This window comes from Pantoea sp. FN0307, assembly GCF_050113815.1.
GTDB lineage: Bacteria > Pseudomonadota > Gammaproteobacteria > Enterobacterales > Enterobacteriaceae > Mixta > Mixta alhagi.
The window spans coordinates 521,561-534,951 of record NZ_JBNJSO010000001.1 but is presented as its reverse complement, the minus strand read 5'-3'; the positions used below and the strand labels follow the sequence as shown (position 1 = coordinate 534,951).

At 55.2% G+C, this 13,391-nt stretch carries 12 protein-coding genes; 4 read left to right on the top strand and 8 right to left on the bottom strand.

Annotated elements, in window-relative coordinates; all coding sequences use genetic code 11:
• Positions 1–19 precede the first annotated feature (19 nt).
• The 6 genes from mglA to ACQE3Z_RS02445 all read right to left on the bottom strand — a co-directional run bounded on the left by mglA (position 20) and on the right by ACQE3Z_RS02445 (position 7,286).
• Positions 20–1,537, bottom strand: a complete 1,518-nt coding sequence (mglA, locus tag ACQE3Z_RS02470; RefSeq protein WP_420851568.1) for a galactose/methyl galactoside ABC transporter ATP-binding protein MglA — start codon at positions 1,535–1,537, stop codon at positions 20–22.
• Between the two features lie 68 nt (positions 1,538–1,605).
• Complete coding sequence (gene mglB, locus ACQE3Z_RS02465; protein ID WP_085071117.1) at positions 1,606–2,601, bottom strand: galactose/glucose ABC transporter substrate-binding protein MglB; 996 nt, start codon at positions 2,599–2,601, stop codon at positions 1,606–1,608.
• Positions 2,602–2,933: 332 nt separating this feature from the next.
• Positions 2,934–3,974: an HTH-type transcriptional regulator GalS gene (galS, locus tag ACQE3Z_RS02460; RefSeq protein ID WP_426971975.1), complete on the bottom strand. Its 1,041-nt coding sequence runs from the start codon at positions 3,972–3,974 to the stop codon at positions 2,934–2,936.
• Positions 3,975–4,130: 156 nt separating this feature from the next.
• Entirely contained in the window at positions 4,131–5,294 is a 1,164-nt protein-coding gene (yeiB, locus tag ACQE3Z_RS02455; protein ID WP_426971974.1) for a DUF418 domain-containing protein YeiB, read from the bottom strand.
• A gap of 39 nt (positions 5,295–5,333) precedes the next feature.
• Positions 5,334–5,999: a GTP cyclohydrolase I FolE gene (gene folE, locus ACQE3Z_RS02450; protein WP_085072325.1), complete on the bottom strand. Its 666-nt coding sequence runs from the start codon at positions 5,997–5,999 to the stop codon at positions 5,334–5,336.
• Between the two features lie 135 nt (positions 6,000–6,134).
• A complete protein-coding gene (locus ACQE3Z_RS02445; protein ID WP_426971973.1) occupies positions 6,135–7,286 on the bottom strand; it encodes a YbfB/YjiJ family MFS transporter in 1,152 nt (383 codons plus the stop codon).
• 105 nt (positions 7,287–7,391) lie between these two features.
• On the opposite strand from ACQE3Z_RS02445, the gene ptrR reads away from it, so the two are divergent.
• The 4 genes from ptrR (at position 7,392) to ACQE3Z_RS02425 (ending at position 11,210) form a co-directional block, all read left to right on the top strand.
• A complete protein-coding gene (ptrR, locus tag ACQE3Z_RS02440) occupies positions 7,392–8,312 on the top strand; it encodes a putrescine utilization regulator PtrR (RefSeq protein ID WP_426971972.1) in 921 nt (306 codons plus the stop codon).
• Entirely contained in the window at positions 8,299–9,423 is a 1,125-nt protein-coding gene (locus tag ACQE3Z_RS02435) for an S-(hydroxymethyl)glutathione dehydrogenase/class III alcohol dehydrogenase (protein ID WP_250650374.1), read from the top strand. Before ptrR ends, ACQE3Z_RS02435 begins: the two co-directional genes overlap by 14 nt.
• 12 nt (positions 9,424–9,435) lie before the next feature.
• Complete coding sequence (gene fghA / locus ACQE3Z_RS02430; RefSeq protein ID WP_426971971.1) at positions 9,436–10,278, top strand: S-formylglutathione hydrolase; 843 nt, start codon at positions 9,436–9,438, stop codon at positions 10,276–10,278.
• Between the two features lie 350 nt (positions 10,279–10,628).
• Positions 10,629–11,210, top strand: a complete 582-nt coding sequence (locus tag ACQE3Z_RS02425) for a DUF4142 domain-containing protein (protein ID WP_426971970.1) — start codon at positions 10,629–10,631, stop codon at positions 11,208–11,210.
• Positions 11,211–11,355: 145 nt separating this feature from the next.
• Here the strand turns inward: ACQE3Z_RS02425 and ACQE3Z_RS02420 are convergent, their stop codons facing one another.
• Positions 11,356–12,147, bottom strand: a complete 792-nt coding sequence (locus ACQE3Z_RS02420) for an ABC transporter ATP-binding protein (protein ID WP_426973035.1) — start codon at positions 12,145–12,147, stop codon at positions 11,356–11,358.
• Complete coding sequence (locus ACQE3Z_RS02415; RefSeq protein ID WP_426971969.1) at positions 12,144–13,226, bottom strand: FecCD family ABC transporter permease; 1,083 nt, start codon at positions 13,224–13,226, stop codon at positions 12,144–12,146. Before ACQE3Z_RS02415 ends, ACQE3Z_RS02420 begins: the two co-directional genes overlap by 4 nt.
• Between the last annotated feature and the right edge of the window lie 165 nt (positions 13,227–13,391).

Here is a 13,391-nt window from a genome sequence, read left to right as displayed (position 1 = left end):
GGTAACAGCCCTTACATCATTAAAGGTGTAACGACGCTAAACGTAATATTTCGTTCTGCGTGGTATTTTTGGTTTCGACAATACCGGCAACGAGACCGTTACTCATTACCAGGATCCGGTCAGTAATTCCCAACAGCTCCGGCATTTCAGAAGAGATAATAATGATGCCTTTATCTTTCTTCGCCAGCTCGGAAATAAGCTGATAAATTTCAAACTTTGCGCCAACGTCTATGCCGCGCGTTGGTTCATCCAGCATTAATATTTCCGGCTGGGTAAGCAGCCAGCGGCCAATAATCACTTTCTGCTGGTTACCACCGGAAAGCGAGCCTATTGAGGTATGATGTCCCGGCGTTTTTACCCGCATGGAATCAATCACCCACTGGGTATCGCTTTTCATACGGCTGTTATCCAGCAGGCCGAAGCGGTTTTTATACTGACGAATATTAGAAATTAACGAGTTAAAGCCAATATCCAGGTAGGCGTAAATCCCGGTGGATCGACGCTCTTCGGTAACCAGCGCAAAGCCGTGGTTAATCGCCTCATTGGCGCTGTGATTATTGATCGCCTTGCCGTGCAGCTTAATGGTGCCGCCCGACTTTTCGCGAATACCAAACAGCGTCTCTACGATATCGGTACGCTTGGCGCCCACCAGACCGGCAATGCCAAGGATCTCCCCTTTATGCAGATCGAAGGAAACATCACGGATCGAAGGCTGACGTAGCGAGGTCAGATTGCGCACTTCCAGAATCACTTCGCCCGGCACGTTGGTTTTATCGGGGAAACGCTGATTCAGAGAGCGTCCTACCATCATGGCGATGATCTTATCCATATCCAGCCCTTCCAGCGGCTGGGTATTGATCCACTGGCCGTCGCGCAGAATGGTAATTTCATCGCAAAGCTGAAATATCTCTTCCATCTTATGTGAGATATAAACAATGCCGCAGCCACGATCTTTTAGCTTACGAATAATGGTAAACAGATGATTAACTTCTTTCTCAGTCAGAGAAGAGGTAGGCTCATCCATAATCACGATTTTAGCGTCATAGGAAAATGCTTTGGCAATTTCCACCATCTGCATTTGCGAAACGGAAAGCAGCGCTACTTTGTCGCGCGGATCGATATCAATATCCAGCTCATCAAAAATGGCCTTGGTATCGCGATACATTTTATCGTGATCGACAAATATGCCTTTGCGCGGATAACGCCCCAGCCACATGTTGTCCATTACCGAACGCTGCAGCACCAGGTTTAATTCCTGATGCACCATGGATACGCCATTTTCCAGCGCCTCTTTCGCGCTCTGGAAATTAACCTCTTTACCCTGAAAAACAATGCTGCCGCTGTCCTTACTGTAAATACCAAACAGGCATTTTAATAAGGTCGATTTCCCCGCGCCATTCTCTCCCATCAGTGCGTGAACGGAATGCGGCCGGACTTTTAGATTGACATTATCTAAAGCCTTTACGCCGGGAAATGACTTATTGACATTAGTCATCTCCAGCAAATATTCATGCTGTGCTGTTTTTTCACTGGCCATAATTTACCTGGCTAAATATATCTGCGTCTGGCAAAAAAGGGCACAGCTATCGCTGTGCCCGACTTCGTTTATTTACTGAATTGAGCAAGGTTTTCTTTATCTACCGCAACGTAAGGAATACGTACGATTTTATTTTCCAGCTTAAAGTTGGTGCCTTCAGCAGCCGGTTTGCCAGCCGCCAGATTTTTCGCCAGTTCAAAGGTGGCTTTCGCCTGGTTGGCACCGTCGTTCAGTACCGTACCGGCCATTGCACCCGATTTCACCATTGCCAGCGCTTCCGGCAGCGCATCGACGCCGAATACCGGAATGGAAGATTTATTGTGCGCCTTCAGCGCTTCTACCGCGCCCATCGCCATCGCATCGTTGTTAGCGATTACTACTTCGATTTTGTTGGCGTTAGGGCCAGAGAGCCAGGCGTCAACTTTGTCTTTTGCCTGAGCGGTGTCCCACATCGCGGTATCCATCGCCAGCTGCTGCGTTTTGATACCGTCTTTATTCAGCGTCTCGATCACGTATTTGGTACGTGCTTCCGCATCCGGGTGACCCGGTTCGCCTTTCAGCAGCACGAACTGAATCTGACCATCTTTATTCAGATCCCATGCCGGCGTCGCTTTCCAGTGCTTCTCAATCAGCTGCCCCTGGATCACGCCAGACTCTTTAGAATCGGTACCGACATAATACGCTTTGTCATAGCCAGCCAGCACTTTGGCGCTCGGTTCTTTGTTAAAGAACACCACCGGTACGTCGTTGCTGCGCGCTTTATCAATCACTACGCCTGCCGCTGCCGGGTCAACCAGGTTGATTGCCAGCGCTTTAACCCCTTTTGCCAGCAGCACGTCAATCTGATCATTCTGTTTTGACTGGTCATTCTGCGAGTCATTCATCAGCAGTTGGACGCCACCGGCAGCCTGCGCATCTTTTTCCAGATCCTTACGCACCATCGACATAAAGTTATCGTCATATTTATAGATGGTCACGCCAATACGGGTATCTGCTGCGTGCGCCGTTGCACCAAACATCATGCTGGCAACCAGGGCTGTGAGGGTGAAAACCTTCTTATTCATAATATTAGTATCTCCGGTTTTTACAGGGGTCGTTCTACATCCAAACCCTCCATCCAGCAGATGAAGGTGTGCGGATACTCAGTGAAAAAATCGGCCTGGGCGGGTAGTTAACTAAACGTTACGCAAAGCCGATGGATTGCTGACACAAAACCTGACTTCCTTAATCGGTAACGCTTCCTGGAAAGTAATGCCAAACTGTTGCGCGGCACGCTGTAGAGCAGTTCAGCCTGCAGGCTAAAACCGTTACATAATGTTTCATCGCCGTTAAGTCGCTGCTATCATAGAGAGGCGTATGTTAATTAACTGTGAATTTACTCACAGATTGAAAACGGTTACATGGCGGAATCGTTTGAAAGAGTGACCGGCCCCACATTTTGCCGGGCGGCCACTGAATGACGCCGCACCAGCGTTGGCATAAAAAAGTGTCGGGCGCTGGTATCCAGTTCGCCGACTGCGCCTTTTAATGCCAGCTCCGTAGCCAGTTTTGCCATAGATACAATGGGATAACGGATAGTGGTCAGCTGCGGATCGGTATAGCGCGACACCGGAATATCATCGAAGCCGATAATAGAGATATGCTGCGGCACCAGAATACCGTTATCTTTTAACGCGGTCAGCGCGCCGGTAGCCATGCTGTCGTTATAGGTAAATAGCGCCGTAAGCCGCACATTGCGCCCCAGCAGCTCAACCATGGCCGCCTCCCCGCCCTGCATGTCCGGCTCGCCGCTGCCGATCCAGACGTCCGGCGGCGTAATGCCCTGCTCGTGCAGCGCCTGCAGCCAGCCCGCCCGACGCTGTTCCTCATCCTCAATCGCATGGCTGGAGCCGAGATAGCCAATACGCGTATGGCCCTGTTGCAACAGCATACGCGTCGCCATGAGTGCCCCGCTTACGTTATCCAGCCCGACGCAGCGATATTCATAGCCGGGCACGATACGGTTGACCAGCACCATACCCGGCACCTGATCCATAAAGTTGCCCAGCTCGGCATCGGAAAGAGATTTAGAATGCACTACCAGCGCGTTGCAACGTTGACGGATTAATACTTCAATGGCGTGGCGCTCTTCCTGTTCCTGATGCCAGGAGTTGCTGATGAGCACATGTTTTTGCACCCGCTGCGCCACGCTATCCACTGCTTTTACCAGCGCACCGAAAAAGGGATCGGAAACATCCATCACCACCACGCCGATGGTATCGCTAACCTGCGTGGCCAGCGCCTGCGCATTCGCATTTGGCCGATAGCCCAGGGTATTCACCGCCTGTTGCACAGCGTCACGGGTTTCAGCGGTTACCGCGCTGCTGTTATTCAGCACGCGCGAGACTGTTGCGACGGAGACGCCCGCCAGACGCGCGACATCACGAATAGTTATCATGATGAGTGACCTGAAATAAGGAAGATATGCTGCATGATGTACCTGCCAACTGGGATTGCTGGCGGCTATTCTGGCAGGCAACCGCGACGGGCTACGTGAAACAGGTCACACTCATGAAAACGGTTACATACAATTTTGTAACAATTGTGACAGGCGTCATTGTCCAGGGCGGGCGCTGTTCAGCGGCTTGCCCGCTGCCAACGCGGTAAGCTTACGCCATAACCACTCCAGCGGTCCCTGACGAAACCGGCGCAGCCACAGCGTGGAAAACAGCAGGTTTGCCAGCCAGACCAGCGGCACCAGCATCAACAGCTGCAGGCGGTCAAAGTGCATAAACAGGCCAAGATGGTAGAACAGCGTGGTACAAATCAGGGTTTGCAGTAGATAGTTAGTTAACGCCATCCGGCCTACGCAGCAGATCGGCTGGATAATTTTCAATCTGGCCAGCTGAGGCCAGAAGCCGAAGCAAAGCGCTGCATAGCCAAGGCTAATCAGCGGCGCGGCCAGGTCGCGCGGCGCCTGCAGGTAAAACGCTGACCAGCGAAACGCCCAGTCCAGCTGCCACTGTAACAGCGTCGCCGGCAGTTGAATCAGCCAGCCGAGGCCTAATAAGATCGCTGCCGTGCGGCGATAGTGACGACGACTAAACGCCCCCTGCAACCAGCCATTGCGCATCAGCGCACCGCCGATCATCATCAGTCCCGCCAGCTGCCAGCCATACTGCGCCCCCAGCGCCAACAGCATGGATGAGAGATGAGCGAGCCGGTTTTGCACCGCGTTCCAGCCGCCGTTTAGCTTCCAGAAAGTTTCATACTGTATATCCGCCGCGCCGGGCAGCCAGGAACGCGCCGGTTCCGGCGAGGAAATCAGGCCAAACAGCAGCAGTACGCCAACGCCGACCAGATAAAGCATCACGCCGGTGTTAAACAACGAGCGCGTGGAAGGGACATCGCGGATCATTCGCCAGGCAATCAGGCCGATAATGCCGTAGGCGAGAAGAATATCCCCTTCCCAGAGGAAAAGAGCGTGAATAAACCCGAAGATCACCAGCCAGCTTAAGCGTGCCTGAAGCCAGCGTTTGCCGCGCGGCAACAGCATTTGCAGGCCCGCGCCGAACAGCAGGGCAAACAGCGTAAGGAATTTACTTTGCGCCAGCAGATCGAGCGCCGCCCAGCTAAGCGCATCGCTCAGAGAGGGCTGACCGTGCCAGGCAGGGTTCAGGTAAGCGGCGGAAGGCAGGCCGAAGCCGCTGATATTCAGCAGCAGGATACCGAGAATGGCGAGACCACGAATAAAATCCAGCGTGATATTTCGTTGCATGCCCGTTCCTGCTGCGCTTCCCTCTGCCGTCAGAGGAGATTAGTTATGACGCACCGCACGTAAAAATTCCTGGCGCGTGTTCTGACTGGACTTGAACAGGCCGCCCAGCGATGTTGTGGTGGTAGCGCTGTTGGCATCGCGAATGCCGCGCGCCTTAACGCAGTAGTGCACCGCGTCAATCGATACCGCTACGTTATTGGTGCCGAGCAGCGTCTGCAACGCAATCAGTACCTGCTGCGTCAAACGTTCCTGGACCTGCGGACGCTGGGCAAAGAACTGAACGATGCGGTTGATTTTTGACAGACCAATCACCTTATCTTTGGGAATATAGGCAACGGTCGCCTGACCATCAATAATCACAAAATGATGCTCACAGGTGCTGGTTAGGGTAATGTCCCGCACGGTCACCATCTCATCCACCTTCATTTTATTTTCAATAAGGGTGATTTTGGGAAAGTTCGCGTAATCCAGACCAGAGAAAATTTCATTAACATACATCTTGGCGATGCGGTGTGGGGTTTCCATCAGGCTGTCATCTTCTAAATCAAGATTGAGCAGCTGCATGATTTCAGTCATATGCCCGGCAATCAGCCGCTTACGCGTTTCGTCATCCATTTCACGTACGGGCGCACGTAACGGGGTTTCCAGTCCACGCGCGACCAGCGCGTCGTGAACCAGAGCAGCTTCATGACTTAACGTCGCCATGTAATGTTTCTCCAGCAGGTGTAACAGCCGATAATCGCCAGCGTGGTCGTTATCGGGGTAATAATCTGAGGGCGTATTCTGAAGCACTCCGCCCGGTTTATCCAGTGAATACACGTAATCACCACTGAAATTGCTTCATGCAGCGCGTCGCCACACCAGAGCGCCAGCCACCAGCAGCGCCGCGCCAGCAACATATAACGCGGGGTCGAGGCGATGCAGAAACAGGCTGGAAAGCGAGGAGAGCATCGGCCCGGTCAGTTGGCCAATGGCGTAGCCGGTGGTCAGCAATCCTGCCAGATAGCGCGCATGCTGCGGAGCCAGCTCACGACCATACTGCAGCGTAAGCTGCACCACGCAAAGGAAACCGCCGCCCGTCAGCAGCGCGCCCAGCAGCAAACCGCCGATGCCCGGCATCAGTCCGCCGATAAACACTCCCAGCGCCTGCGCCCATAGCGCTATCGCCAGTCGGGTATGAGAGCCAGCCAATTGTCGGGTCACAATGCCAGGCACAATACCTGCCACTGCCGCCCCGCCAAAAATCGGCCAGACAAACTGGGCGAACAGACTGTGTGGGAAGCGAGTAACTGCCAGCTGGGAGAGAAAGGTGGCAGGCAGGATATAGCCGAAGCCTGCCAGGCTGTAGCTCCAGACCAGCCGCTTAAGGTTGCCGTTCAGTACCAGCGGCGCGGGGGCCGTTTCTGGCTGGTGCAGCTCGCCCCGGCGCGGCAGGTTGATCGCAATCGGCGCAACCAGCAGCAGCGCCAGCGTGCCGTAGGCCAGCCATGCGCCAGCCGCCGAGAGATGGTAGTGATTCAACAGCACTGCCAGCATGCCGCTAAGGAAAATACCGATACCCGGCCCGGCAAAAACCATCGCCAGCAGCGCCGGTCTGCCCTGCTTTTGCAACTGCTCGCCGCACCATGCCGCTACCAGCACCATCGCCCAGCCGCTGGCCCAGCCGATAAGAAAGCGCAGCGCGCCATGTAGCCAGGGATCGTTCAGCCATGCCGAAAGCAGCGTCAGCACCACCGCGCCCCAGACGCCCGCCTGCAGCCGCCACTCCACGCGCTGACGGGCGCGCATCGCATCAAAGGAGCCACAGAGATAGCCCAGATAGTTAAGCGCCGCCACCAGACTGGCGCTGGTTAACGTTAGCTGATGCCCGGCAATCATCAGCGGCACCTGCGGCGTAAAAGCAAAACGCCCGATGCCCATCGCCACCACCAAGGACAGCAGCGCACTGAGCGCAATGCGCCCTGCCCCTGTCTGAGCGCCCCGATTCTGCATAAGCCATATCATCTTTTGTAATCAACGGTTGCGCCCACGATGCGCGATGTTTAAACTCACGAAAAGTGAATATTTATAACCAAGTTGATTACGGTAAGAGAACAGATGGATTTAGTCCAGTTACGTATGTTCTGCCTGGTTGCAGAAACCGGTTCGGTGGCGCGCGCCGCTGAACAGCTGCATCGTGTGCCCTCTAACCTGACCACGCGCCTGCGTCAGCTTGAGCAGGAGATCGGCGTTGACCTGTTTATTCGTGAAAAACAACGCCTGCGTTTGTCGCCGATGGGCCATAATTTCCTGAGCTACGCCCAAAAAATTTTGACGCTGAGCGAAGAGGCGCTGAGCATGGCGCGCAACGGCGAGCCGGGGGGCAATTTCGCCCTTGGTTCAATGGAGAGCACTGCCGCCACGCGCCTGCCGAACCTGCTGGCGGCTTATCATCAGCGTTATCCGGCGGTGGCGCTTTCGCTGATCACCGGCACTTCTGGCGAGATTATCGATCGCGTGCGCGAAGGAACCCTTGCGGCAGCGCTGGTTGACGGGCCGGTGAATTATGAAGAGCTGAACGGCTGCATTGCCTTTCGTGAACAGATGATACTGATTTCCAGCGCTGGCCATGAGCCGATCCGCAGCGCGGTGGACGCCAGCAGCGATACGGTTTTCGCCTTTCGCAGCAGTTGTTCCTATCGCCTGCGGCTGGAAGAGTGGTTTCGCGAAGATGGCGTGCAACCGCATAATGTTATGGAGATCCAGTCCTATCACGCCATGATGGCCTGCGTTGCCAGCGGTGCTGGCGTGGCGCTGATCCCGCAGTCGGTGCTGGCGCAGATGCCTGCCCGCGAGCGGGTTCAGGCGCATGTGCTGCCGCCTAAGTTTTCTGATACCGCCACCTGGCTAATCTGGCGGCGTGATGCGTTTACCCCGAATGTGGAAGCGCTGAAATATCTGATTATTGAACAGTTTGACGACAAACCCGTTAACGATGAACTGATGCATCCTTTGGAGCTGATAAATGGAAATGATTAAAACCCGTGCCGCCGTTGCCTGGGCCGCAGGCGAACCGCTGAAAATTGAAGAAGTGGATTTGATGCCGCCGCAGAAAGGTGAAGTCCTGGTGCGTATTGTCGCCACCGGCGTTTGTCATACCGATGCTTACACACTGTCGGGCAAGGATCCTGAAGGCGTATTCCCGGCAATCCTCGGCCACGAAGGCGGCGGTATTGTGGAAGCGGTAGGCGAAGGCGTCACCAGCGTTGAAGTCGGCGATCATGTGATCCCGCTCTACACGCCGGAATGTGGCAAATGTAAGTTCTGCCTGTCCGGCAAAACTAACCTCTGCCAGGCGATTCGTACCACTCAGGGTAAAGGCCTGATGCCGGACGGCACCACCCGTTTCTTTAAAGACGGCAAGCCGATTTTCCACTACATGGGCACCTCAACCTTCTCTGAATACACCGTCGTGCCGGAAATCTCGCTGGCTAAAATCAGCAAAGAAGCGCCGCTGGAAGAAGTCTGTCTGCTGGGCTGCGGCGTCACTACCGGTATGGGTGCGGTAATGAACACCGCTAAAGTCAAAGAAGGCGACACTGTTGCTATTTTCGGTCTGGGCGGCATTGGCCTGTCGGCGATCATTGGTGCGAAGATGGCGAAAGCGGGCCGTATTATCGGCATCGACATCAATACCAGCAAATTCGATCTGGCACGCAAGCTGGGTGCCACCGATCTGGTTAACCCGAAAGATTACGATAAGCCGATTCAGGAAGTGATCGTTGAGATGACTGACGGCGGCGTAGATTACTCGTTCGAATGTATCGGTAACGTTAACGTAATGCGTTCAGCGCTGGAGTGCTGCCATAAAGGCTGGGGTGAGTCGGTAATTATCGGCGTTGCGGGCGCGGGCGAAGAGATCTCTACCCGTCCTTTCCAGCTGGTGACCGGACGCGTCTGGCGCGGCTCCGCCTTTGGCGGCGTAAAAGGTCGTTCGCAGCTGCCGGGTATCGTGCAGGATTACCTTGACGGTAAATTCCAGCTAAACGATTTTATTACCCACACCATGCCGCTGGAGGAGATCAATGAAGCGTTCGAGCTGATGCATGAAGGCAAATCGATCCGCTCCGTGGTGCATTTCAGTAAATAAACGGGAGCCATCATGCCAACGACGCTGGAATTACTGGAAGAACATCGCCTGTTTGGCGGCTGGCAGCAGCGCTGGCGGCACCACTCGTCGGTGCTGGGCTGCAACATGACCTTCGGCATTTTTTTGCCAGGTCCGCAGGGCGATGCGCCGCCACCGGTGGTCTGGTGCCTGGCGGGCCTGACCTGCACTGATGAAAACTTTTCCGTGAAGTCAGGCGCGCAGCGTGTGGCGGCGGAGCTGGGCCTGGTACTGGTGATGCCCGATACCAGCCCACGTGGTGATGAGGTGCCGAACGATGCAGCTTACGACCTGGGACAGGGCGCGGGTTTCTATCTGAATGCAACGCAGGAACCCTGGCGGCAGAATTTTCATATGTACGATTACGTTAACGAGGAGCTGCCGGCGTTGATTGCCGCAAGCTTTAAGGTAAGCGATCGTCAGGCGGTGATGGGGCATTCGATGGGCGGTCACGGCGCGCTGATGCTGGCGCTACGTAATCCGCAAAAATTTGCCTCAGCTTCTGCGTTCGCCCCGATCGTTAATCCCTGCTCGGTGCCTTGGGGTCAGAAAGCCTTTAACGCCTACTTAGGTGAAGATCGTGAGCAGTGGCGGCAATATGACAGCTGCTGGCTAATGCAGCAGGCGCAGCAGCAGCTGCCGTTGCTGATCGATCAGGGCGACAGCGATCAGTTCCTGGCCGATCAGCTACAGCCAGAGCAGCTGGAGGCGATCGCGCAGCAGAAAGGCTGGCCGCTGACGCTGCGTATTCAGCCGGGTTACGATCACAGCTATTTCTTTATTTCCTCGTTTGTTGAGGATCACCTGCGCTTTCATGCGCAGCATCTGTTGGCATAAAACCAGGGGCGGCGCAGGCCGCCCTTATTCCTGCAGAACCTACAGTACATTGCCAGGCAGTAGCGGCGTCCATCTTGGGTATAACCCTTATCATCGCGGCTGAATCATACCGTGTTCAATAGTCTGTCTCTGAGCACAGAGAAACAGGTGCATTGCATATCGGCCACTCTCAGGCGCGCGGCGCTCCGGCACATATGCCACGCCTAATCTTCCGTGAAGGTCCATAACTCAATCTGCTGCCTTAAATCGTTAATCCACTATACTGACTATTGCAGTTGTAATTTACATACGAGGCTACGCACGGTTAATGGCCTGACACCAACCTTACCCATGACCACCCGGAGAGCAAAATGCTAAAGAGTAAAACCTTGAAAGGGCTGCTGGCCGTATCGGCAGTAGCAGTTATGTTCAGCACGGTCGGCGTGCAAGCTCAGACGCCAACGAGCGCCGTGCAGAATGACGCCGCAGGCCAGACCGGCTCGCGTGCCGGGCTCAGCTCCGGCGACGAAAAAGCGTTGAAGGACATGGCGCAGGCCAATATCAATGAAATCGCCGCCGCCAAGATCGCGCTGAGCAAGGCTCAGGGCAGTGAAGTCAAAGAATTTGCTCAGCAGATGGTCGACGACCACGGCGGTGCCTTGACCAAAGTACAGGCGGTCGCCCAACAAAAGGGCGTGACACTGCCAACTGAGCCGGACGCCAGCCACAAGGCCATAGCCGCCATGCTGGAAAAGCAGAGCGGCGACGCATTTGACAAGATGTATATGGAAAACGCCGGCATCAAAGACCACAAGATGGTGCTGTCGACGCTGCAGAGTGACGCCATGAAGATCAAGGATCCGGATGTGAAGGCCCTGGCCGACGCGCACACGCCGGTTGTCGAGCAGCACCTAAAATCTGCCCAGCAGATCGGTATGCCAGCAGGTAAGTAAACAGGTTGTTCGTGGGCGCATGGTCCTGCGCTCCGGGCGCGACCACAGTCAACAGGACGTTATTAACTGTTCCCTTGCCTATTCGCTGAACCCAGCCCTTATTTATTCGCCGTTGTGTTAGCGCTTTAAATAAGGGCTGGATGGCTTACAGGCCGGGTTCCGCTACCAGTCCGTCAATAAGTACCTGCGGCGAACCCTGTGAGCAGCGCTCAATGCGGCCGCGCACGCCATATACTTTGGCCAGGCTTTCCGCAGTAATGACCGTTTCCGGTTCACCATCAGCAATTAACCTGCCCTGCTGCAGCATCAATACATGCTCTGCATGGCGCAGCGCAATATTAATGTCGTGAACCACAACCAGGGTAACAATATTTCGCAGCCGGGTTTCCCGCCGCACTAAATCCATTACGTGAAACTGATAATTTAAATCGAGCGCGCTTAGCGGTTCGTCCAGCAATAACAGCTGCGGACGTCGAATTAATGATTGCGCTAATCCCACCAGCTGTTTTTGCCCGCCGGAAAGCTGATCAAGATAGCTTAATGCCAGATGCGCAATACCCAACTGTTCCAGCAACGCCATGACTTCCGCTTCGCTGGCTGCGCTGGCGCCGTAACCTCCGGAGGCGCGCTGAGCAACAATAATGGATTCCAGCACATGTAAATGCACGCCCGCCGGCAGCGACTGCGGCAGATAAACCACTTTTTCCGCACGGCGCGCAAACGGCAGCGCCATTAACTCTTCACCGTTAAGCCAGAGTTCGCCCTGGGCCTGATTCAGGCCAGCCAGGGAACGCAGCAACGTTGATTTACCGCAGCCGTTTGGCCCCAGCAGCACGGTGATTTTGCCGCGCGGCAGTCGGGGAACGTTGAGGTTTTCAATGACTTTACGTTTCGGATAGCCAGTGTGAAACGCACGGATTTGTAAGCCTTCCATCAGACATTCCCCCGATGACGCAGAATAATGGTCAGGAAAAACGGCACGCCGACCAGCGACGTAACGATGCCGACCGGAATAATGATGCCCGGGATCAGGTTTTTGGAAGCCACAGAGGCCATCGACAGCACCAGCGCGCCGGTCAGCGCGCTGGCAGGCAGATAGAAGCGGTGATCTTCACCGAATATCAGCCGGGAGATATGCGGCGCAACCAGGCCAATAAAGCCGATCGGTCCGACAAAAGCCACCGCCAGCGCCGAAAGGATACTGATACGCAGCAGCGTGCCGAGACGCAGACGACGCACGTCGATGCCAAAGCTGATAGCGCGATCTTCACCAAGGCGCAGCGCGGTCAGCTTCCATGAACTCATCAGGGAGAACGGCAGCAGCAGCAGCACCGCCGCGCTTAAAATACCCAGCTTTTCCCAGGAGGCGCGCGCCAGGCTGCCCATGGTCCAGAACACCAGCCCCTGCAACGTATCTTCGCTGGCTATAAACTGCAGCATGGAGACCAGAGCATTAAAGGTAAACACCAGCGCAATACCAAACAGCACCACGCCGGAGGTGGCAACCCGCGTCCAGCGCGTGACGCCATCCAGCATCAGCGCAGCAAACAGCGCAAAGACAAAAGCGTTGCCGGAGATAAACCACTGATCGGGAATACCGGGAATGCCGATGCCGAGAATAATGGCCAGCGCGGCACCGAACGCCGCTGCGGATGAAACGCCCAGCGTAAACGGGCTGGCCAGCGGATTATTCAGGATGGTTTGCATTTCCGCACCGGCCAGGCCAAGCGCCAGGCCCACCACCACTGCCATCAGTGCATAGGGCAGACGGATTTCCCACACGATGACTCGTGTTCCGGCATCTACGCTCTCCGGCTGCAGCAAAGTATGCCAGAGTGTCTCCAGCGTCAGGCCGGAAGGGCCAAGGGTAAAATCGACGATTAGCGAGGCCAGAATAGCCAGCAGCAACAGGCCCATCATCATCAGGCGGTGCCGTAACAGCTGGCGGTAGCGTCCCATCACCTGCTCAGGCGGTTTAGCGCTGGCATAGTGGGCGGATTCGGGTGTCACACTCATGTTAAATCCTGTCAATGTCCGTTATTTCCGGCGCGGGCGGGCTGTGTCCCTTGCGTTAGTAGAGCCGCAATAAAGTTTGCGCGCCGCCCTGCTCCGCCGCTGGCCGCAGGCCCAACGGTAAGGGCTGGAACAATAAAACAAACGATAATGGTTATCAATGCAATT

Coding starts and splice junctions, on each gene's coding strand:
- ACQE3Z_RS02425 (WP_426971970.1), top strand. CDS start 10,629: ATGCTAAAGAGTAAAACCTTGAAAGGGCTGCTGGCCGTATCGGCAGTA.
- ptrR (WP_426971972.1), top strand. CDS start 7,392: ATGGATTTAGTCCAGTTACGTATGTTCTGCCTGGTTGCAGAAACCGGT.
- mglA (WP_420851568.1), bottom strand. CDS start 1,537: ATGGCCAGTGAAAAAACAGCACAGCATGAATATTTGCTGGAGATGACT.
- ACQE3Z_RS02415 (WP_426971969.1), bottom strand. CDS start 13,226: ATGAGTGTGACACCCGAATCCGCCCACTATGCCAGCGCTAAACCGCCT.
- yeiB (WP_426971974.1), bottom strand. CDS start 5,294: ATGCAACGAAATATCACGCTGGATTTTATTCGTGGTCTCGCCATTCTC.
- folE (WP_085072325.1), bottom strand. CDS start 5,999: ATGGCGACGTTAAGTCATGAAGCTGCTCTGGTTCACGACGCGCTGGTC.
- ACQE3Z_RS02445 (WP_426971973.1), bottom strand. CDS start 7,286: ATGCAGAATCGGGGCGCTCAGACAGGGGCAGGGCGCATTGCGCTCAGT.
- mglB (WP_085071117.1), bottom strand. CDS start 2,601: ATGAATAAGAAGGTTTTCACCCTCACAGCCCTGGTTGCCAGCATGATG.
- ACQE3Z_RS02435 (WP_250650374.1), top strand. CDS start 8,299: ATGGAAATGATTAAAACCCGTGCCGCCGTTGCCTGGGCCGCAGGCGAA.
- fghA (WP_426971971.1), top strand. CDS start 9,436: ATGCCAACGACGCTGGAATTACTGGAAGAACATCGCCTGTTTGGCGGC.
- galS (WP_426971975.1), bottom strand. CDS start 3,974: ATGATAACTATTCGTGATGTCGCGCGTCTGGCGGGCGTCTCCGTCGCA.